This window comes from Paenibacillus sp. FSL R7-0189 (assembly GCF_037969925.1).
Lineage (GTDB): Bacteria > Bacillota > Bacilli > Paenibacillales > Paenibacillaceae > Paenibacillus_AQ > Paenibacillus_AQ odorifer.
In genome coordinates this window covers 1,317,212-1,337,887 of sequence record NZ_CP150223.1, presented here as the reverse complement: position 1 = coordinate 1,337,887, position 20,676 = coordinate 1,317,212, and the positions used below count along the sequence as shown (strand labels likewise).

At 43.3% G+C, this 20,676-nt stretch carries 18 protein-coding genes; 15 read left to right on the top strand and 3 right to left on the bottom strand.

All coding sequences use genetic code 11. From position 1 onward, the window contains the following. Positions 1-217 precede the first annotated feature (217 nt). Complete coding sequence (locus MKY63_RS05800; RefSeq protein WP_339811966.1) at positions 218-2,116, top strand: ATP-binding protein; 1,899 nt, start codon at positions 218-220, stop codon at positions 2,114-2,116. 113 nt (positions 2,117-2,229) lie between these two features. After that, complete coding sequence (locus MKY63_RS05795) at positions 2,230-4,146, top strand: sensor histidine kinase (RefSeq protein WP_256721819.1); 1,917 nt, start codon at positions 2,230-2,232, stop codon at positions 4,144-4,146. A 10-nt stretch (positions 4,147-4,156) separates the two neighbouring features. On the opposite strand, the gene MKY63_RS05790 is transcribed toward MKY63_RS05795, so the two are convergent. Together MKY63_RS05790 and MKY63_RS05785 are read right to left on the bottom strand one after the other, a co-directional pair. Beyond that, positions 4,157-4,396 carry an NHLP leader peptide family RiPP precursor gene (locus tag MKY63_RS05790; RefSeq protein ID WP_170914256.1) on the bottom strand — a complete coding sequence of 80 codons (240 nt, stop codon included), beginning with the start codon at positions 4,394-4,396 and terminating at the stop codon, positions 4,157-4,159. Positions 4,397-4,490: 94 nt separating this feature from the next. Further along, positions 4,491-5,426: a hypothetical protein gene (locus MKY63_RS05785; RefSeq protein WP_339811964.1), complete on the bottom strand. Its 936-nt coding sequence runs from the start codon at positions 5,424-5,426 to the stop codon at positions 4,491-4,493. 101 nt (positions 5,427-5,527) lie between these two features. On the opposite strand from MKY63_RS05785, the gene MKY63_RS05780 reads away from it, so the two are divergent. Further along, on the top strand, positions 5,528-5,821 hold the full coding sequence (locus MKY63_RS05780) for a hypothetical protein (protein ID WP_076137149.1): 294 nt from the start codon (positions 5,528-5,530) through the stop codon (positions 5,819-5,821). 53 nt (positions 5,822-5,874) lie between these two features. On the opposite strand, the gene MKY63_RS05775 is transcribed toward MKY63_RS05780, so the two are convergent. Beyond that, positions 5,875-7,806 carry a glycoside hydrolase family 20 zincin-like fold domain-containing protein gene (locus MKY63_RS05775; protein ID WP_339811962.1) on the bottom strand — a complete coding sequence of 644 codons (1,932 nt, stop codon included), beginning with the start codon at positions 7,804-7,806 and terminating at the stop codon, positions 5,875-5,877. Between the two features lie 84 nt (positions 7,807-7,890). Between MKY63_RS05775 and MKY63_RS05770 the strand changes: the two genes are divergently transcribed. The 12 genes from MKY63_RS05770 (at position 7,891) to MKY63_RS05715 (ending at position 20,672) form a co-directional block, all read left to right on the top strand. Beyond that, positions 7,891-8,745, top strand: a complete 855-nt coding sequence (locus MKY63_RS05770) for a helix-turn-helix domain-containing protein (RefSeq protein WP_038568894.1) — start codon at positions 7,891-7,893, stop codon at positions 8,743-8,745. A 317-nt stretch (positions 8,746-9,062) separates the two neighbouring features. Beyond that, positions 9,063-10,709 (top strand): ATP-binding protein, encoded by a 1,647-nt coding sequence (locus MKY63_RS05765; protein WP_076137153.1) that lies wholly within the window; start codon positions 9,063-9,065, stop codon positions 10,707-10,709. A 23-nt stretch (positions 10,710-10,732) separates the two neighbouring features. After that, a complete protein-coding gene (locus MKY63_RS05760; RefSeq protein ID WP_036676623.1) occupies positions 10,733-11,368 on the top strand; it encodes a response regulator transcription factor in 636 nt (211 codons plus the stop codon). A 265-nt stretch (positions 11,369-11,633) separates the two neighbouring features. Further along, a complete protein-coding gene (locus tag MKY63_RS05755) occupies positions 11,634-12,371 on the top strand; it encodes a Wzz/FepE/Etk N-terminal domain-containing protein (protein ID WP_339811960.1) in 738 nt (245 codons plus the stop codon). Then, entirely contained in the window at positions 12,355-12,996 is a 642-nt protein-coding gene (locus MKY63_RS05750; protein WP_036676617.1) for a CpsD/CapB family tyrosine-protein kinase, read from the top strand. Before MKY63_RS05755 ends, MKY63_RS05750 begins: the two co-directional genes overlap by 17 nt. Positions 12,997-13,145: 149 nt before the next feature. Beyond that, positions 13,146-14,036, top strand: coding sequence for a UTP--glucose-1-phosphate uridylyltransferase GalU (gene galU, locus MKY63_RS05745; RefSeq protein ID WP_042185171.1), 891 nt, complete (start codon positions 13,146-13,148; stop codon positions 14,034-14,036). A 30-nt stretch (positions 14,037-14,066) separates the two neighbouring features. Further along, positions 14,067-14,759, top strand: a complete 693-nt coding sequence (locus tag MKY63_RS05740) for a sugar transferase (protein WP_339811958.1) — start codon at positions 14,067-14,069, stop codon at positions 14,757-14,759. Positions 14,760-14,784: 25 nt separating this feature from the next. Next, positions 14,785-15,720 carry a glycosyltransferase gene (locus MKY63_RS05735; RefSeq protein WP_036676610.1) on the top strand — a complete coding sequence of 312 codons (936 nt, stop codon included), beginning with the start codon at positions 14,785-14,787 and terminating at the stop codon, positions 15,718-15,720. A gap of 9 nt (positions 15,721-15,729) precedes the next feature. Beyond that, the gene (locus MKY63_RS05730) at positions 15,730-17,076 is read left to right on the top strand and encodes an O-antigen ligase family protein (protein WP_339811955.1); all 1,347 of its coding nucleotides are present in this window, start codon (positions 15,730-15,732) and stop codon (positions 17,074-17,076) included. Then, on the top strand, positions 17,073-17,846 hold the full coding sequence (locus tag MKY63_RS05725) for a WecB/TagA/CpsF family glycosyltransferase (protein WP_036676606.1): 774 nt from the start codon (positions 17,073-17,075) through the stop codon (positions 17,844-17,846). Before MKY63_RS05730 ends, MKY63_RS05725 begins: the two co-directional genes overlap by 4 nt. Then, positions 17,843-19,321 carry an O-antigen ligase family protein gene (locus tag MKY63_RS05720; RefSeq protein ID WP_339811952.1) on the top strand — a complete coding sequence of 493 codons (1,479 nt, stop codon included), beginning with the start codon at positions 17,843-17,845 and terminating at the stop codon, positions 19,319-19,321. Before MKY63_RS05725 ends, MKY63_RS05720 begins: the two co-directional genes overlap by 4 nt. Beyond that, a complete protein-coding gene (locus MKY63_RS05715; protein WP_339811950.1) occupies positions 19,287-20,672 on the top strand; it encodes an oligosaccharide flippase family protein in 1,386 nt (461 codons plus the stop codon). Before MKY63_RS05720 ends, MKY63_RS05715 begins: the two co-directional genes overlap by 35 nt. Positions 20,673-20,676: the final 4 nt, after the last annotated feature.

The following is a 20,676-nucleotide window of genomic DNA, read 5'->3' as shown; positions in this document are numbered from 1 at the left end:
ATGTTTATCTTTACCCGTTTGACCATGATCGAATCGCTGATCCAATAAATGGGTATGTCTATATTGGATTAGTAAAAAATGGGTGAAAGCAAAAGCCGATGAAAAACGTTCTTTTTCGAGAAAATTTACAAGAATAGGCAGGGATAGTGCGAAGCTTGTCGAAATTAAGAAGCATATATGAACGTTTAAACAACTAATGAATTACTGAGGTGCTACGATGAAGTTGCCAAAGCTCAATATAGCGGCTGCTTTTTTATTAATTCTACTGCTGACCGCTATGGTTCCTTTTGGTACGGCGATAGTGAGTGCTGAATCATCAGACTCTACGCTGCCCAATTGGGAGATTAAATTTGAACGTATAGAAATAGATCATATTGAAGAAGCTGTGGCAGCTCTTGATGAAGAATGGACTCGTGTTATGCCTCATGGGAAAAGCCCAGAGACTCCAAGTGGAGCAACCTCAGCCTGGCTGCGGTTTACTTTACCACAAATTAGTGATAAATCTGCGTTATTCATAGATAAAGTATATGGAAATAATGTTAAGGCTTATTTAAATAACGAATTAATATATGATTCCGGAAAAGATTTTAATTTCAATGGCAGTAAGGTTTTTATTCCTCTGTCCAAAAGTGTTGGAGGACAACAGCTATATTTATGGACCCATGGTGGCAGCAAAGACTTAGGGATCCACGGCGAAATAAGAGTAGGCCAATACGATGAGCTGTTATCTTTTTATGTAAAGCAGGGCTTAATGGATCTGATCATTGGAACGACGCTTATTTTTATTGCGATTGTACTGCTGATCTGCTCGCTATTCATGAGAAAAGGCTATTTTTCAGGCGGATATCTATTGGTGCTGATTATTTTATCCATTGGCGTCTTAGTGGTAACGTATTCATCGTTCCTGCCGACAATCCTCGGCGATTATGGAGAGATCGTACTTGTTTTCTTTGATGTAGCTTTATATACGCTTTTGCCATCCTTTACATTTTATTTTGAGAAAATATTTGGTCCAGGGAAAAAGAGAATCGTTACACGATTCCGTAAGTTTCAAATTGTCTATTCTGTATTTTGTTTTTCCCTAATGGTTATTAATATTCTTCTGTCCTATCAGGTGGATGACTTTTATCGATTGATGACTACGAGTGTGCTAGGTATCCTTATGATTGTACAAATTATACTTTTGATCAGCTTAGCGTTTATACACGCGAACCGTGGCAATGTAGATGCTGTTATTTTTACTTCAGGGTTCTCAATATTTGCTTTCATGTCTCTTAGTGAACTGGTCATGTTCTATGCATCGGGGCAATCCTATCAATTATATTGGTGGAAATGGGGAATGGTGATTTTCGTAATTGCCTTAATCGTCATTCTGGGAAGAAGGTTTACTCGAAACCATGAACAGCTTATTGAATATTCCCATCAGCTTGAGAAGTTCAATAATGATTTGCAGCGCTCGGAGAAGATGGAGATTATTAGTGAGCTGGCAGCGTCGGTTGCCCATGAAGTACGGAATCCATTGCAGGTTACCCGGGGGTTTCTGCAGATTCTTGGGGAGCGTTCAGATCAAAAGGAGCGGGAATATCTGCAAATGGCAGTGACAGAACTGGATCGAGCTACGCTCATTATTACAGACTTCCTAACCTTCGCTAAACCAGGACTTGAAACCGTAGAGCAGCTTGATGTGTCTGAAGAGTTGAGGCATGTGACGGGTATTCTTTCTCCGTTAGCGAATCTGCAAGGGGGCGTCATTGAACTTAATCTGCAGCCAGGACTTTACGTTACTGGATCATCTGCCAAGTTCAAGCAAGCGTTTATCAACATACTCAAAAATAGTATTGAAGCTTTAAAGGACAATGGGCTGATTAAAGTCACAGCCTGGAAGTCTGGAAAACATATAATAATCAGTGTTCATGATAATGGGGAAGGGATGAACCGGAATGAGCTGGCTCGGTTAGGGGAACCTTATTACTCCAATAAGACCAAAGGAACGGGGCTTGGACTGATGGTAACCTTTCGGATTATTGAGGCGATGGAGGGATGCACTGAGTTTCGCAGTGAGAAAGGGGAAGGGACTGAAATTATAGTAAAAATACCAGAACTTAGAAGAATTTAGAAGTAATTTATGATAATTCCGTTTTTTAGAAGGAAAGAGTGAGGGGCTGAGCGAAGTAGTACAGACAGAATATTGTTTCTGATACTTACTTCTGAGGTGCATATATGCGCTTGATGATTAAAGTCCTACATATAGCAATAGCTCTTACTCTCCTTCTGATAGGATATAGTTCAATTGTTGTATCAGCAGCGACCCCATATCCATCCCAAGAAATTACCAGTTGGCAGATGAGATGGGGCGATGGAACCGAAAACAGCGGCGTAGAGGTTCCACAGAATAATGACCAGCAGTATTGGATAAATGTGAATGCTACGAAGGAAATCCCACATCTGCCATCAGGCGTATCCACTTCTTGGACTCGTATTTCCATACCTAACTTTAGTTATATCTCCCCTTCAATCTACATTGATACTCTATATGCTCTTCATGTGAAGGTGTATGTGAACGACCGTTTGATCTTCGAGGAAGATCGTAATTATATTAAGGATAACTATTCTTTGTTGTTGCCTTTGAGTCAAAGCGATAGTGGGAAAACATTATACATTTGGACTGAAACGCTGCAGGATAGAATCGGAATTAAAAATGAAGTAGTGATCGGTGAACACAACCTGTTAATCAATGATTATATTAAAAATGGACTCAGCGATGTGATTTTGGGCTGTGCTTTTTTTCTTGTGGCTATCGTTCTATTTATAAGCTCTCTCTACATTAATAGGGACTATTTTTCCAGTGTGGCTTCACTAGCCGTTGTAATAGGTTCAACCGGAATTCTCTCGATAACCTATTCTCCTTTTATTTATACCTTTTACAGCGATTTAGGCGCGATTAGTAATGTATTTCTTGATTTGGCTTTATTCTCACTTTTACCGGCGCTTACTCTTTTATTTGAAAAAATATTTGGCAGTGGAAAATATGCGATCGTCCGTCGTTTTCGTCAATTTCAAGTCATTTACTCCTCATTTTGTTTGCTATGTCTTTTGATCAATTTTCTATCGAATAATAGCTATATAGAGTTTTATTATTTTGTATCCACCACTATTATCGGGTTCATCCTCATCCTTCAGTTCATCTTGCTGATCGTATGTGTGATTATATTTTCGCTTAAAGGGAATAGGGACGCTATCATTTTTGCCATTGGCTTTGGAACGGCTGCATTTACTGTAGTGTCAGAGTTACTGTGGTATTACATTCATAAGGGGAACTATGATTTATTCTTGTGGAAGTGGGGCATTGTTGCCTTCATAATCTCCTTGATCGTAATTCTGGAGCGAAGACTAGCCTATAGCCATCAACAGGTTGTTAACTATTCTAAAGAATTAGAGCGTTTTAACAACGAATTGCAGCGTTCAGAAAAAATGGAAATTATTAGCGAGCTTGCTGCATCTGTTGCTCATGAAGTGCGGAATCCACTCCAGGTAACTAGGGGGTTCCTTCAGCTGCTTAGCGAGAAATCCGTTGGTGAAGAGGAAATATTTATGTCGATGGCCCTTAGTGAGCTGGATCGTGCTTCCGGGATCATTACGGATTTCTTAACCTTCGCAAAACCGGAATTTGAGACGATTTCCAGTCTGAATTTGTATAATGAATTTAAGCATATTGAGAGTATTATGCAGCCGCTTTGTCATTTAAATGGAGGAAAAATGATTCTCGATGTATCGGGCGAATTATGGGTGAAGGGGAATTCCTCAAAGTTTAAGCAAGCCTTCATCAACATTATCAAAAATAGCATTGAATCTTTCCGTGACGAAGGGTTTATCTATATGTCGGTGTATGCGGAAGAGGAGAACGTAATCATTCATATCAAAGACAACGGGGAAGGGATGGACGCGGATGTCCTGCACCGATTGGGAGAGCCTTATTTCACTAAAAAGAATAAAGGGACAGGTCTTGGATTAATGGTCACTTTCCGTATCATCGAAGCTATGCAAGGTAAAGTGAAATTTACAAGCAAAAAAGGAGTGGGAACCGAATCCATCACCATACTGCCATTGGCAGAAGCTCCGGATGATTCTCACTCCTTAGGGGGTTAATCTTGTTGTCTTACCACGAACCGCGTGGTGCTGCGGTTGCCTTCAATACATCGGAAGTAGGACTTGGTGGAATTACAAGATAGAATTCGTTGGAGCCTTCTTCAACGGCTTTCAAGGTAACGCTGTCGGGAATGATTACGCCTAATGCTTCTTGGAGAGCCGCTTTTGGGTCTGAGAGTAGTCTTTTCTTGAAACTTGGATCTTCCCATGCCTTTTGAATGACTTGATTTCTAAGAATTGCTTCTGACATAATAATCACCCTTCCCAAATTGTATATATTTACCTTTAATAATATAACATAGCAAAACTACTAATACTATTCTTTTTATTACAAAATAATAGAATTAATGGACATTTTTTGACAACCAATGATATAATCCTCCGTTTAGCAAGAGCTGCTTGTCCGCTTCGATGGAATCAGAGATCTGCTGTAAGTTACTTACTAGCATGGAATGGAACGCAATAAGATGAGGGGCATCAAGGTCGGAAACTGTAACTTTGTTATGTGTGTCGTGTGCTAATTGCGTATAGGTATGTAGACCATTTGCAGTGAATAGATAAAATTCGACCTCTTGCGAAGTGAGTTTAGCTGCACTGCTGTTTGGCAGATGTTTGCGAGTTAGGGAGAGAAGACAATTATAGTTGCCTGCGGATAAATCTTCTTTCCAGTCCTCATAGTCATCCAGCATTTGCAGTGTAAGCAAAACCGAATGGATAAGCTCTTCAGCTTGCGGCACTAAATCACTCTTTCCAGACATCAGAAGGGCAGCAGTGCTGGATAGCTTGAGCGGACTGGCTTTATAGGCAATTTTGACCCGATCATTAAGAAAATAGTCACTGGTATTTTCGTTGCTAACACTATCTGCCCACTCCATGATATAACGATTAAATAAGATCCAGAAAGCGGATGGCTCCGGAAATAGTATCCGGTAGATATTTAAAAATTCGACATAAAGCAAATTTGCCAAGGGCAATTTTTCGTATGCGGAGGATTCTTGGCTGTCCATCAGGTCATCCTGTATGAAGAAATACAACATAAAAAAGACGTTGCCCATCGACATCTGGCGAGTAACCTCTGCAGAGATTCCGCATCCCTTCTGCAGCCAAAAGGGTAAAAGATAACATATGTAGTTTTTGTGGCTTTCAGCGTTAAATACGTTAAAATGCTCAAGATAGGACATACCTTGTTGATTTAGAGGCTCTGGAAATTTGGAAATAATCCGTCTGCTTTCTTGGAATACCAAGCGTAGTTCATCTTCGTAGTCATTTAGCCAATCCATAACAACCCTCCTATAAAATTTTTACGAAAATGGTTCTTTTGCCCTGATTATAGCTTTCTCTTTATTCCATTACAACTAAAATTTAGGAGGTATTAGCAAATATGGAATGGTATACTTTCGGCCAAATGCTTATGGCGATTCGAATGGGTCAAAAGGCGGAAACACCGGATGGCCGCATGGTTATGCGTACCTCCACAGGACTTTTTTGGATAAACGGAATCCTGCAGGGAAAAGTGGTAGAAATCAAAGACTATCTGTTCTCTGACCTATGGCGAATCTATGAGGATGAGGAAAGCCAGCAGGAGGGAATTGGCAGGGAACAACACGAGCAACGTGAGCGGGAGATGCTTGAGAATCAATATGAAGAGCTGCGCTGGGCGAACCGAAAACGTTAGTTCAACGTTCGATTACCCAACAGCAGCTATATAGAGAATCTTAATAAGAGGGATTAGGAACTTACGGATGCGGAGAGCTCTGATTTTAATGCTTCATATTGACTCCGCAGGCGTTGAAGTTTCGAGATACTTTGCTCCAAGCCGCCGAGCCGGTTGCGTTCCGTCCACAAGAGACGATATTGGTGAAGGAGTACATCAAGATCATTGATTTGCTTCGTAATCAGCGCAGGATCAAGCGAATCTGGTGCTGATGTCAACTGTAGCTTGATTCTGCCAAGCTGCACAGCATGCTTCACGAAATGGATGCCATTACTCAATTCTTTCAGCACAAGAGCAGCATCCTCGCATTGAAGATCTAGCCCCGATAGCCGCGCCTCAATGGAGAGCAGATATTCTTCGAGATGATTGAAGTGTTCCTCAGTAAGCTTCTCTATGATTAGAAAATTGTCCAGATGGGTACGCAGCAGCAGGGACATTTCTGCATCATTCGAACGGTTGATACTGGATTCAAGCTGATAGTAATTGCCGAGATCCAGGAGCAGCTGGCCAATTCCCTCAGAACGATCTGCAAAAATAAATCTATTTAAATACTGTGCAGTATCTGCTTCCAGATTATGATCTACACTCCAGGATAGGGCTGCGCCGTAGGCGAAGCCAGCATAGCTGAACGGCAGATGCTGCCAGTGTCCAAAATCTCCCCAATCCGTAATGAGATAACCGATAGCACCGTTGTTTTTGCCATGAATAGCTGCACTGCGCAGATTGGCTAACATATTGTCCGTGCGTCCTGTAATGGAGTTCCATGAGCTGGTGCCTGGGCAGACATAAAAAGGAATACCTGCTTCACGGAATTTGAGCGTATCGGACTCGAAGGGATGCTCCGCGCTATAACCCCATTCCATAGCAATAATATCCTTAGGAAGCTGAGGAATCAGTTCGGGATGCTGGATAATGATATCGCCCCAGAATTGCATCGTTTTGCCACGTTTTGTAACCAACTCATAAATCTTTTGCAGGAATGATAAATAGAGTTGACCTTTGCCTTGAGTTTCTGCCAGAGCTTTATTTTTACCAAGACCGAGTTCATAGGTCTCATCGCAGCCTACATTAAATTGATTGGAGCTAAAGTAAGGCAGCAGATCGTCAAACATTTTGTCTAGCAGAGGTAGTACAGCAGGATCTTCGGTATCAAAAGTACCAGGGTGCATAAATAAGCCTTCTGGATAAACGTCTTGCGCATACAAATTCTTCGGAAGCATAAAGCCTTCGGGAATTTCAGCTAAAGCGTTGAATTCTGGACGAGAGAGCCAGCCCTCCATATGCCCAAAGCTGTTCTGATTGGGAACAAGCTCTATATAACGTGCTTTGCAATAGGCATCCAGAAGCAGGATTTCCTCTCCGGTAATTGGGGTTCCAAGCTCCCAGACTTGAGGGAAGGATTCATAAGCGAACGGAGCACCTTCTATATATAGCTGAAGTTCATTCATCTTCAAATCAGCCATAAGGTCAATGATCCGGTACAAGGTTTCTTGCTTCGGGATTTTATTGCGGCTGATATCTATGAGCAGGCCTCTGGCTCCAAAATCAGGTTCATCGCGAATATGCAGCTGAGGTATAGATTTTCCACTTTGTTCTATGATTTGTTTCAGGGTTGCTGCTGCGTAGAAAGCGCCTAAAGGAGAGCTATAGGAGACAACGATACCCTTCTGTTCGACAACAATCTCATAGGCCTGTGCAGATAATAATGGCATATAGTTAAAGTTACAGACAGATACAACGGTTGGACGTAAGCCAATGGATAAAGTCAGCTGCAGATTCAATGCTTGTGCAATCACTTCCTGTAGTTTTCGTGCAGCTGGCATGGCAGATTGTTCTTCCATATTAGGAAGCACGATGCTTCCGCTTGTTGGGAAATGGAAGGAGCCTTGTGACAATGTGATTTCACGCGGATTAGGGAAAAGCAGTAGTGTAGAATGATTAAGCATAGCGTGGACACCTCTTATTCATGTAGAATATGATCATCTTCACAATAACCTTATCACTACTAAACAAGGGGAGGAATGCCTATAATGTCCAAGCACATGGATTATATGATCAGTCCATATCCAATAAGAATTATTGATCCCAAGGTTGAATCCTCCAAGCTGAAGCTCAAGAATATAAGGGTGGGACAGGCAGGACATCTGCCAGGAAGAACGTTATTCCGTTCAGGTGTAGTTTTTGAGCACTGGGCCATTGTTTACATAGTGTCAGGTAGTGGCTCCTACATGGAGATTGGGGGAAAAGAGCAGCAGGTGCGTGAAGGCAGCTTATACTTTTTCCGCCCAGGTTACAGTTATAACTTTGGTCCACCACCGGGAGGCAGCTGGGATGAGTATTATATTAACTTTAATGGCACGCGTGTATCGGAATGGCTGGAATCGGGCCTCATAGCCGGGGGAAATGTTTTTCAAGCCCAATCTATAGTAGGTCTTACTACCTTATTTGAAGAAGTGCTGGAACGGATGGAGAGCGGAGAACCTGTAGATGCGGATCGGGCAGCATTATTGCTCGAAAGAATGCTGCTGGAGTGTTCTTTTATAATAGAAGAAAAAAGTTGGAATTCTCAGGCTGATTATATGCGCCAGATTCGGGAAGACCTGAACTTATGCATTTATGGTGAAATGGACCTAGAACAAATAGCGGCAAAACATCATGTTTCGATGTCTACACTTCGTCGTCTTGTTCGGCGCAGCAGTGGATACCCGCTTCATGAATATATTCACCGTCTAAAAATGGCGGAAGCCAAAAAGTTGCTTTTCAACACCTCATTACAAATTAAGGAAATTTCTAGTATGCTTCATTATAATGATCCGTTCTATTTTTCTCGTTTATTTAAAAAATATATGGGGATCGCACCCCAGCTTTGCCGGAATAACATTTAAATCGAAATCATCCTACTAGAGTCCCAACAGCAATTGTTATAATTTGTATAATTGTTGTCGTTTTATAAGATATGTTGAAAATTATGGATTAATATTACATAAATACGTTAGTTCTTATTAACTATAGTGGATAAAATTCCAAATTTTAGTGATAAAACCTACTAAAAAAATAATAAATTTTTTGTAACTATTTTTCAAATGGAAGCGCAAACATGGGAAATGTCAACTTGTTATTGTGATTTTTCTCATGTATGATGCTTTTATCGAGCACAGTACAATCTCGCATTTTCCAAAAAACTGGAGAATAGGGTGGTGGGATGAAAATCAAACCAACTGCAGAAGACAAACTGATTGCGTATTACAGGTATTTTTCATTGTCCCTCACATCACTCATGTATCTTCTAGATCAGACGGGACCTTCCATAATTTATAAATCACTTATTATTGCTATACTTGTTATGTTTGCACAAACGTTCTCATTTTGTTATCGAAGGCTACGCAGCAGGCCGAAGACTCTCGTCCTGGCTGTTAGTATAGAGATGGTGGGAATTATCGCCTTGACCTTGTTTACGGGTGGGTACGAAAGCTCTTTTAGGCTTTATGTGCTAAATCCTGTATTGATTGCTGCAGGCTCATTGTCCATTTATTTTGGATGGTCGTTGCTCTTAAGCTACATCAGTATTTTTGCGGTGCTCTGTTATTTTTTTATCAATTCTGCGAACAGAAATTTTCTAGAAATTGTATTTATAAATGGGAATCTGTTTCTAACACTGGTACTTACGGTTATAATAATGCAGATCGTTAATCGGATGAAGCGGCAACGTGAAGAATCGAATGCCCGCACGAAAGAGACGATGGAGCATATCAAATCCCTGTACCATATCGTGGAAACCTCAAGCCAACATGATTTCATGAATATCGGTCAAGTGATCACCGATTATGTTGTTAAGCTAACGAAGCTGGATAAGGCTTTGTTTTGGTTCGCCAAGAAAAGCGGAGAACCAGCTCCGCAGAGCAGGCAGACCGGCTGGCAGCAGGAAGAGGAACAGTTCCTATTCTCAGAACTGGGAAAACATGAGCATGAATGGAGATTGCAGCGAGAGCCTATTTTTAGAAATCTGCCGGGATTAGGAGATTTCCTGCTGATGCCTGTACGGATGAGCACCCGTTTTGTAGGGATGATTGGACTCAAGCTGGAGTCTACAGAGGGGCTGGAAGGCCGCAGATGGTATATTCAACAATTGATATTCTTATCTGAGCTAAGTGCGAATATTCTTGAAAGACATGAGCTTGGTGTGATCGAGAACCGGTTGATCATCACGAACGAACAGAACCGGATTGCGGATGAAATGCACGACAGTGTATCGCAGAGTCTTTTTGGTATTGTGTATGCGACGCATTCGCTGAAGGAATCGTGGAAGAGAATGTCAGATCATGAGCTAGAAGAACAAATTGAGCTTATTCATGATTCTGCTACAAAGGTTGCTAAAGAACTGCGGATCACGATCTACAGTCTTAGCTCCAAGAAGAGTGGCGGTCCTACTTGGTTGGGCATGGTAAGATCACATTTGAAGAGCTTATCCAGGTTAAATGATGTTGATATTGATTTAAAAATAACGGGCGATGATTTCAGTCTCCCTTATCCTTACCACAAAGCGCTTTTTCGGATTATCTCCGAAGCCACTGGTAATGCCATCAGGCATGGCGCTGCCAGTCGAGTGGATGTAGAACTGTCTCTGAAGCCGACTTGGATTCGATTATTGATTTGTGATAATGGTGTTGGTTTTGATACTGATTTGTTATGGATTGAATCTGAAGATAGTGTAAGCGGACTTGGCATGAAGAATATGCAATATTTGACCCAGTCGCTCGGTGGCGACTTTCAGTTGTCCAGTAATGAGAGCACAGGAACAAGAATTATGATTTCAATTCCTGTCGGTGTAGCTGAATTAAAGAATGCATAAACTTTAGGCGGGAGGTCGTTTCTGTGAAAATCGTCATTGTAGATGATCATCCTTTAGTTAGAAGAGGACTGGCATCTGTCATTTCAATGCAGCCGAATGTGCAGTTTGCAGGTGAGGCAACGAATGGCCAAGAAGCGCTTCTTGTGATTGAGGAGACGCAGCCTGATCTCGTATTGATTGATCTTAAGCTAGCAGATGAATCGGGATTGGATGTCATTAAGACAGCACGTGCTCGTGGTATCGTTAGTAAGTTCATTCTGTTGACGTCATCTGCGAGCAGAGAGGATTTCCTGAAGGCTGAAGAAGTACTAGTAGATGGATATGTACTGAAAGAGGCGTTGCCTGAGGAGTTACTATTTGCTATCCAATTGGTGCACAAGGGAAGAAAGTATTACGATCCTGGTCTGATGGAAGATAAAATGCGCATGAGTGGAAGCAGCCCAACGGATGAATTGACACCCAAAGAAAAGGAAGTCCTGATCGAGCTGGGGCAGGGCGCATGCAACAGAGAAATTGCTTCACGTCTTTTCATTAGCGAATTTACGGTGAAAAAGCATGTCAGTCAGATTTTAGCTAAATTACAGGTGGCTGATCGTACACAGGCAGCGCTTTATGCAAATGCTGTCGGATTAACCAAATATGAAATGTCATACGAGTGAAAATTGAAATAATTCGTAAGCATTGTACATGAACACGGACAGGTTGTCCGTGTTTTTTTGTGCGTTAAAACTTAAATCAGCCCTATATATGGCACTAAAGTATACCTAATCCCCCTCTTAAGAGGTATAACATCTTACTCCAAAGTGAAGAGGAAAGTGATGGTATGAGCCATGTGGCGAATGGTGTGGATTGATAGAATTAAAGCAACAACTGAAACTTTCATGAATGCTTTCAGAATGTAATTTTAGCGGAAGGAGGGTTACTGTGGAAAAGACGATTCTGGATTACATTAACCTGATTAAAAAAAGGTTTTGGCTCATCATGGTGTTCGTTTTGATCTCCTGTGCTACGACTTACTATGTTAGTAAAAACTTCGTTGAACCCGTCTATTCCGCTTCCGGACAGCTGCTTGTCAACAACATTGCCAAAGCTCCCGAGAGCAACAATCTTAACGATTTGAGCTTTAGCCTGAATTTAATTGAGAGTTACAAGGAAATTATGAAATCACCAACCATCATGAAAAGCGTAATAGAAAATCACCCGGAGTTTGGTCTCACGGCCGATGAACTAAGTCAGAAGCTTGAGATTAAAACTTCAGAGAAGAGTCAGGTGATCAACCTCAATGTTCAGGATGAAAGCTACACCAAAGCTGCCGGGATCGTAAATGCGGTATCGCAGACATTCATTCGTGAATTGCCATCGCTGATGAGGGTAGACAATGTTACCTTGCTGACACCGGCCGATCCGACTGATGTTCCAGGGCCCTCGAACGGCGGGTTTGCGATGAATCTCATCATTAGCTTTGTTGTATCACTTATGGCTGCCCTAGGAATTATTTTGCTGATGGAAACACTTAACGGCACATTAAGGTCTGAAAAGGAAGCGGAATATGACCTTGGTCTACCGGTAATTGCTTCGATCGCAACCATTCGCAAACGTGATTTGGGTAAGACGGCAGGCGACACCAGAGTGAAGGAGGGTGCTTATGTTGCGGCTAAATAAGAGTCTGGTTACAGACGTTAATCCGTCCTCGCATATCTCCGAATCGTTCCGATCACTGCGCACATATATACGTCAGCTTGGACTAGCGCAGGGCGGTGGAGGAAAAGTGCTGCTCTTTACGTCAGCAGAAGCTGGAGCAGGCAAGACGACAATCTTGTCGAATCTCGCGGTTTCTTTCGTCCAGGACGGCAAAAAGGTAGCGGTGGTTGATTGCAATCTGAGACATCCCGGTCTTCATACCGTGTTTGAAGTAGAGGGGAGTGACGGGCTTGCGGCTTATTTAAGTGGGCAAGAGGAAGCAGATAACATCGCTGTCCTCGGAAACTTAGCCAATCTTTCAGTCATCCCGGCAGGAAAAACTCATGTTAGTCCGCCGGATTTGCTGGGGAACCCCAAAATGACCGCTTTGCTTGAGGAACTAAAAGAAAACTACGATCTGATCCTGCTGGATTCTCCTTCGGCAGTCGATTTCAGTGATGCTCGTATATTGGCACCTCAAGCGGACGGCGTGATCCTGGTGGCCAGATACGGAAAGTCCAAACGGGAATCGATTCGCAAAGCGAAGACGCTGCTTGAACAGACCGGCTCTAATCTAATCGGAATTGCCATGAACCAGGCGAAGTAAATGTTTATGCTTTCGAAGTAAGTTTTGCTCGAAGTCAAATTATTGAAGCTAATGCTCACAAAACTTAAGTTTATGCTTTCGAAGTGAGTTTTGTACGAAGTCAAATCATTGAAGCTAATGCTCACAAAACTTTTAGGAGGTAAAGTGCGATGAAAAAGGTAAAAAAAGTAATCATACCCGCGGCAGGACTAGGTACGCGCTTTCTTCCTGCAACGAAAGCCATGCCTAAAGAAATGCTTCCGATTATCAATAAACCAACCATTCAATACATTGTTGAGGAAGCTATTGCTTCCGGTATTGAAGATATCATCATTGTTACTGGTAAAGGTAAAAGAGCCATTGAGGATCATTTTGACAATGCGTTTGAGCTGGAGTCTAGGCTTCTGGAAGATGGAAAGCTGGATCTGCTTAAAGAGGTTCAGCGTTCAGCCAAGGTAGAAATTCACTATATCCGCCAGAAAGAACCGAAGGGTCTGGGGCATGCCGTATGGTGTGCAAGACGGTTTATCGGAGATGAGCCATTCGGTGTCATGTTAGGCGATGATATCGTCACAGGAGCCGTACCTTGCCTTAAGCAGCTGATCGATCAATATGAAGAAACACAAAACTCGGTTATCGGAGTTCAAGAGATTCCTGATGAATTCACGAATCGGTACGGTATTATTGAACCGGATTTGCAGGACGGTAAATTGTATCGGGTTAACAATTTTGTAGAGAAGCCGCCACTAGGTACGGCACCTTCCAATCTAGCGATCATGGGCCGGTATGTGTTTACTCCGAAGATCTTTAAGTATCTCGATTTGATGGAAGAAGGCGCTGGCGGAGAGATCCAGTTGACAGATGCCATTCAGAAGCTGAATCAGAGCGAACGGGTATATGCCTATAATTTTGACGGAACAAGATATGATGTCGGCGAGCGGCTTGGATATATTTTGACAACACTTGAATTTGCACTGCAAAGCGAAGATTTGCGCTATCCGGTGATGGATGCAATGGCGGAATGGCTGAATAAAATGGGACAAACCAGCTTGAGTAGTTAAGTTGAGTTCGCAAAATTTTAGATGAGGAGGATGAGCATGCAAAAACTGCCGGAAGACTACGAGGCGGTCCTGCCGAAACTTTACATGCTGCATACCGATGAGAGAAGGAAAGAAGCAGAGTCCTATTTGATAATGAAACGGATGATCGATATCTTTTTTTCCGCTCTTGGTCTTCTCGTGTTAATGCCATTATTTGTTGTCGTGGCGATTCTGATCAAGCTGGAGGATCCGAAAGGAAAGGTGTTCTTTCGGCAAAATCGGGTTGGGAAGAATGAAAAGCAATTCCCGATGTATAAGTTCAGATCCATGGTCAGTAACGCTGAGGAGTTAAAAGAAAACCTGATGGCCTATAACGAAGTGAGCGGTGCCATGTTCAAGATTAAGAGCGATCCGCGGATCACACAAATAGGGAGATTCCTGCGCAAGACGAGCATCGATGAGCTACCTCAGCTGTGGAATGTGCTGATAGGTCAAATGAGTCTGGTCGGTCCTCGTCCTCCGCTGCCAGAAGAGGTGGCTCAGTATACGGAATATGACAAACAGCGTTTGACGGTTACTCCAGGTTGTACCGGATATTGGCAAGTAAATGCCCGAAACAGTGTCGGCTTCGACGAAATGGTACAGCTGGACTTAACCTACATCCATATTCGGAGCACCATGCTGGATCTAAAAATCATTGCTAAAACCGGACTGATGTTACTCGGTTCAAAAGATGCTTATTAATAATGTGGAAATTAGGTGAATGCCGATGCGTGAATACGGAGACGTTCCTAAGCTTTCCATTATCATCTGTACCTACAACAGAGCACCTTTATTGATCAAGACGCTTCAGTCACTTTTAAAGCTGGATCACTTAGAGCAGGCGGAGATCATTGTTGTGGATAACTGTTCCAAGGATGATACTGAAGCTTGCGTCAAAAAGTTTATAGGAAAGCATGGAGCTGATGTGGATATCCGCTACATGATGGAGCCGATGCAGGGGCTTTCAGCGGCTAGGAATACAGGAATTCTGGCTTCCAAATCGCCGCTGATTGCCTTTCTCGATGATGATGCGATACCTTGCCAGCGTTGGATAACAACGATTGTCAGTACTTTCGAGAGTAAACCGGAGGTCATGGCTATGGGAGGCAAAATCGCTCCGATATTTGAAAGTAAACGTCCGGACTGGTTGATTAAACCCTTTGAGCTTCCGTACACGATTGTTGATTTAGGTAGCCGGATTAAGGAATATCCCAAGCAACTTCATCCTTGTGGGGCCAATATGGCGATGCGGAAGCTCGTATTCGACATCAGTCTTTTTCCCCTAGATCTCGGAAGAAAGGGTGATTCTCTGCTCTCCGGTGAAGAGACCTGGTTATTCGGACAGATTCAAAAAGAGGGGCATTCCATCCTCTACCATCCGGAAATGGCGGTTGACCATTTCGTTCCGGCGGCCCGTTTGACGGAAGACTGGATTATGAGGCGCTATTATAGCCAAGGTATCTCTAACGCTATGAAAAGCGAAGGACTAAAAGGCAAGCTGCTTCTAGTGGGAAAGACAGCCGCTAAGCTCGTGTATATCCTGGCTGATTCTATCCTCTCAAGAAGTAAAGGAAGAAGGCTTTTGAACAAATGCAGGCTGGAGAGTATTCGTGGAACGCTTCATATGATTCTCAATCGGGAGAGGCATTCCGCAGCGGGGTGAGGGATTAACATGACAAATTTTGAGTGGGGCTCCAAATTAAATGTTTTGCCATACGGGATGCTCTATCTCATGTCGGCCCTGTTCTTTGGAACGGCGGTCATCTACCAGCCGATGATTGCGATAGCTGCCGTGCTTCTGATTATTTTGCTGGGAATCTCGATTTCACGGCCTGAACTGATCAGTTATTTCGTTCTAATCACGACGGCAATATCGATTAACTTTTTATATGATGGCAGCATGTTCGGAATGGAGATACTGTCCCTTTATAAATTGGTTATCGTGATGCTGCTTGTTCCTTGTATTCTGGTCAATGGCTTGCGGTTTCGTCTGAGTCACCCCTTGTGGGCAATGGTAGCGCTGTTGGTGATTACCTTTGGATCTTCGATCTGGCTGCCGGAAATGACCTCATCCATTGCAGTTAAAGCTTTTATCGGTCTATCCATTCCATTCGTATTTTTATTAATCAACTGGAAAAAGAATGTAGCCGAGCTGCAAATCAAAATTATCTGTATGCTTCCCCTTGTTAGTGTAGTGGTTGGTTTGTTGCTGCAGCTTGCGCATGTTCATAATTTTCTCAACATCGAGTATACAGGCGCTGTACGGATTCAGGGGGCTAATATTCCTGCGCATCTAGCGATGCTGGCCTTTATGGGAGTAGCGATTCCATTTATAGAGGTGAAGCGGAATCCGCAGCAAGCACGCTTTTTCTATATCATGTTAATTCTAAATTTCTTTATATTGATTGGAACAGGAACAAGAGGGCCAATATTGGCACTTGGACTTACCGTTCTCTATTACTTTTATGATATTCTCCGCCAATATTTGAAGGGCAGAACCTATCTGCTAATTCCGTTGATGGGTGCATTTTTCCTGATTATGGTCGCCGTTTTCTGGCAGCTCGATAATTTTGAGAAACGTTCCTTTGAGAGACAGACAGATACGGCTGTTGATTTATCAGGAAGGTCAGAGGCATGGGAGTATTTCTTAAACAAGGCTGCGGACTCTCCTTGGTCTGGTAGAGGGCTTGGAGCAGTGACGGTAGCAAATGATGGAACATTGTATAAGGGTTTTGTAGTTCCGCACAACGAGTATATCCGCTTTTACTTCGATGGGGGATATATTGGCGCTATTCTGTTGATGTTCTCTTTATTGGCTGTATTTATTCTGGTGTACAGAGCATTGGCTCCGCCGATCAAACCTTATTATCTGTTATTTATTGCAGCGTTTTTAATCTACTCATTCTCCGATAACACGCTGTCGACGGTCCAATTTATTATTCCGTTCTGTTGGTACCTGAACTGCCTGTATCGATCTTCACAGCCAACCGATTCCCCACAAAAAGAAGTGATACGATGAGTCAAGTGAATATGTTCGATGTCAATTTTGATAATTATGATTTCATGGATTTGCTGGATTACATTGATAAAACCATTCAGGAGAGGAATCAGTCTTATATCCTCACTTGCAATGTAGATCATGTGATCAAGCTTCGTAAGGATAAAGAATTTCAAACGGTATATTCGAAGGCAGGCGCAGTTGTTGCTGACGGAATGCCACTGATCTGGGCATCCAAAATGCTAGGCAAGCCGCTTAAGCAGAAGGTATCCGGCGCGGATCTATTTAATCGATTGGGCAACGCCTTTGAGCAAAGGAAGTACCGGCTGTTCTTCTTAGGCTCAGCTGAAGGCGTGGCGGAACGGGCAGCGATGAATTTGAAAACAGCACATCCCGGAATAAATGTGGTTGGCTGTTATTCTCCATCCTATGGATTCGAGCACAATGAGGAGGAGAATGAACGCATTATAGAAATGCTGACAGAGTGCCAGCCAGATATCGTGTTTGTGGGTGTAGGAGCGCCTAAGCAGGAAAAGTGGATTTACCGCCACTATACCTCTTATCAAGCTCCGATATCGATCGGAGTGGGAGCGACCTTTGATTTTCTGTCAGGCTCAGTGAAACGAGCACCTAGCTTCATGCAAAAAACAGGGTTCGAATGGTTCTGGCGGCTTAGCCAGGAGCCGGGCCGGCTCTGGAAAAGATATCTTGTGGACGATGCACAATTTCTACTTTTATTACTTAAGGAACTGCGTAAGCGGGATAAGGTGAAGGAAGGAGGCTTGGAATGAGTGTATTTACGCCCCCATCACTTAGGTTCATCAAGACAGTTGGATTAATAGGGGGGACTGCTGCTATAGGTGTCTCTCTTCCGCTGATCATCGGCTTCTCCAGTGCGATGTTGAGTTCATCGAACAGTCTGCAGGGAGCCATTCTCTCAGCCATCCTATTCCCAGCTTTCTTGTTAGCCATACTTAGACCGAAAATGCTGGTTGCTTATACCTTGCTAATCTGGGCCGTAGCTCCAGAGCTGCGCCGCATTGCTGACTGGTCAGAAGGAGTGTATCACTCTGTATCCTTGCTGAGCTTAGCACCCTTGTTAACCGGTGTAACCTTGATTATTCCGCTGCTGAAGGAGATTCATAATATTCAAAAAGCCTCCACGCGGATCATGTTAATGTTCGCAGTAGCGCTGGGTTATGGTGCTTTAATCGGTTTGGCTAAGAATGGCATGGGCTCAGTTTATGACTTAGCGAATTATATTGTGCCACTGTTGTTATTGCCGTACTTCGCCGTCACGAAGTTCAAGCCGAAGGATATTGATCGATTGCTTACCGCTTTTGCCAATATTGCAGTCCTAGTTGCCATTTACGGGATTGTTCAGTATTTGACGGTGCCACCTTGGGATGTGTTCTGGATGAAACATGCGGATATGATGTCCATCGGAAATCCATATCCATTGGAAATCCGAGTGTTCTCTACACTGAATTCGCCCGGACCGGCTGCAACCTTCTTAGCGTTTGCTTTAGTTCCGATGATACTGGAGAAAAAATGGCGGGGGACATTGCGCTGGATCGGCGTTCTGCTAGTTGTAATCTGCCTGCTGACTACTTTAGTACGTGCGGCATGGCTGATACTTCTGGTGATGCTGCTCATGTACATTGGAACCTCTTCTTCTAAGGGAAAGTGGAAAACCTTGATCCAATTAGTTTTTGTGGCTGCTGCGTTGTTCTGGGTTGTGCCGAAATTGCCTGGTGCCGAAGGACTGGTTGCTCGGGTAGAGACACTTTCTTCTGTTCAAGAAGATCACTCTTATAATGAACGGCTAAGCTTATGGCAAAACATGCTGCCGATGGTCGCCGCCAATCCAGTAGGTCAGGGAATTGGTAGTGTAGGCCAAGGGACTAAGCTTGGTAATGACGGCGAGCTTGGAGAGTACGGAATTATGGATAACGGAGTTATCGCTTTACTGCTTACCTTTGGTGTTCTGGGTGCTGTTTTCTTCTTCGGAGCTTTAGGCGCAGTTGTCAAACAGATATTCGCTAGAGTAATCAGCAGGGACCAATTGCAGCCCTACGCCCGACTTGCGTTAGCTACTTGGACCGGTGCGATTGTCAGTCTAGTTTCAGATAATGGGTTTCCCGGACTCAAGGGATACTTAATCTGGATGCTGATCGGTCTTGGCCTCAGCGCAAGGGAGATTACTCAAAGTAGAAGGAAGGGAACACCGTATGCAGCAGTTGAATGCAAAATCTCTCCCCGCTAGAACAATCTGGTCATCTTTTAGATTGTTCGCCAAGAGCAAGGACAACAGCTCGGCAGCCGTAAAAACTATGTTTGTCAGTGTCATGATCCTATTGATTAACATGTTAACTGGTGTACTGACCGCCCGTTATCTTGGACCGACAGGTCGTGGGGAACAGACGGCAATGATTAACTGGTCACAGTTTCTGGCGTTTAGCATGAGCTTTGGCATTCCTTCAGCTCTCATCTATAACGCTAAGAAAAACCCGGAGGATGCCGGAGTGCTTTATCGTATGGCATTGCTGCTCGGTACCCTTTTTGGGGTCATAGCGATGATTATAGGTATCGTGGTCTTGCCTTATTGGCTGAAATCCTTCAGTCCGGAGGTCGTGACCTTTGCTCAGTGGTCTATGATTCTGTGTCCGATTATAGTGATCTCTCAAATTAACAATGCAGCTTTTCAATTCAGAGGTGAATACAAGAGGTTTAATTGGATTCGCTATCTAGTGCCGTTGCTTACACTGACGATGATCGGGATATTGATCGCGCTGGATCAGATGAATCCATTTACAACTGCAGTTGCCTATCTTCTTCCTGGAGCGCCGCTATTTATCGGAATGACGATTTCCTTGCTTCGTACCTATAAGGTGAAGATGAGAGGGGCCTATCAGAATTTAAAAAGATTGTTTACTTACGGACTTGGTTCCTACGGCAATGACTTGCTTGGCAATTTCTCTACCTATATCGATCAGATCGTAATTGCCGGTTTGTTAAGACCTGCTGATTTGGGGCTGTATGTAGTGGCTGTGAGTCTATCACGAATGGTTAATTTTTTCTCAAGCTCGATTACGATCGTGTTGTTTCCTAAGGCTTCTGAGCTGTCCAAAGAACAGGCAGTTGAATTAACATTCAAAGCCTTCCGAATAAGTACGACCTTCACCATGCTTGGCGGAGTATTCCTGATGCTCTTAGCCCCTTTAGTAATTCCGTTGATGTACGGCAAAGACTTCAATGCGGCATTAACCGTGTTTCGCTTATTGCTCCTTGAAGTGACCGTTAGCGGAGGGACGATCATTCTGGCGCAGGCCTTTATGGCGTTAGGCAAGCCAAAAGTGGTTTCGATGCTTCAAGGTTTCGGCTTACTTTTGGTTATCCCAATGTTGTTCCTGCTCATCCCTAAATTTGGCTTACTCGGAGCAGGGATAGCGATGTTGTCATCAGCAATCCTGCGATTTTTCTTCATTGTTCTCAATATAAAGTACACCTTAAAAGTTAAACTTCCGCGGTTGCTCATTACCCGGGAGGACATTCAGTGGATGAAGACGACGATGAATTCTTACATTCGCAAGAAACCTATGGATATGAATGGATAATGCG

What these genes read in the sequence shown, in the direction of transcription:
- MKY63_RS05800 (WP_339811966.1), top strand. Translation starts at nt 218, where the DNA reads ATGAAGTTGCCAAAGCTCAATATAGCGGCTGCTTTTTTATTAATTCTA.
- MKY63_RS05795 (WP_256721819.1), top strand. Translation starts at nt 2,230, where the DNA reads ATGATTAAAGTCCTACATATAGCAATAGCTCTTACTCTCCTTCTGATA.
- MKY63_RS05790 (WP_170914256.1), bottom strand. Translation starts at nt 4,396, where the DNA reads ATGTCAGAAGCAATTCTTAGAAATCAAGTCATTCAAAAGGCATGGGAA.
- MKY63_RS05785 (WP_339811964.1), bottom strand. Translation starts at nt 5,426, where the DNA reads ATGGATTGGCTAAATGACTACGAAGATGAACTACGCTTGGTATTCCAA.
- MKY63_RS05780 (WP_076137149.1), top strand. Translation starts at nt 5,528, where the DNA reads ATGGAATGGTATACTTTCGGCCAAATGCTTATGGCGATTCGAATGGGT.
- MKY63_RS05775 (WP_339811962.1), bottom strand. Translation starts at nt 7,806, where the DNA reads ATGCTTAATCATTCTACACTACTGCTTTTCCCTAATCCGCGTGAAATC.
- MKY63_RS05770 (WP_038568894.1), top strand. Translation starts at nt 7,891, where the DNA reads ATGTCCAAGCACATGGATTATATGATCAGTCCATATCCAATAAGAATT.
- MKY63_RS05765 (WP_076137153.1), top strand. Translation starts at nt 9,063, where the DNA reads ATGAAAATCAAACCAACTGCAGAAGACAAACTGATTGCGTATTACAGG.
- MKY63_RS05750 (WP_036676617.1), top strand. Translation starts at nt 12,355, where the DNA reads ATGTTGCGGCTAAATAAGAGTCTGGTTACAGACGTTAATCCGTCCTCG.
- galU (WP_042185171.1), top strand. Translation starts at nt 13,146, where the DNA reads ATGAAAAAGGTAAAAAAAGTAATCATACCCGCGGCAGGACTAGGTACG.
- MKY63_RS05740 (WP_339811958.1), top strand. Translation starts at nt 14,067, where the DNA reads ATGAGCATGCAAAAACTGCCGGAAGACTACGAGGCGGTCCTGCCGAAA.
- MKY63_RS05735 (WP_036676610.1), top strand. Translation starts at nt 14,785, where the DNA reads ATGCGTGAATACGGAGACGTTCCTAAGCTTTCCATTATCATCTGTACC.
- MKY63_RS05730 (WP_339811955.1), top strand. Translation starts at nt 15,730, where the DNA reads ATGACAAATTTTGAGTGGGGCTCCAAATTAAATGTTTTGCCATACGGG.
- MKY63_RS05725 (WP_036676606.1), top strand. Translation starts at nt 17,073, where the DNA reads ATGAGTCAAGTGAATATGTTCGATGTCAATTTTGATAATTATGATTTC.
- MKY63_RS05720 (WP_339811952.1), top strand. Translation starts at nt 17,843, where the DNA reads ATGAGTGTATTTACGCCCCCATCACTTAGGTTCATCAAGACAGTTGGA.
- MKY63_RS05715 (WP_339811950.1), top strand. Translation starts at nt 19,287, where the DNA reads ATGCAGCAGTTGAATGCAAAATCTCTCCCCGCTAGAACAATCTGGTCA.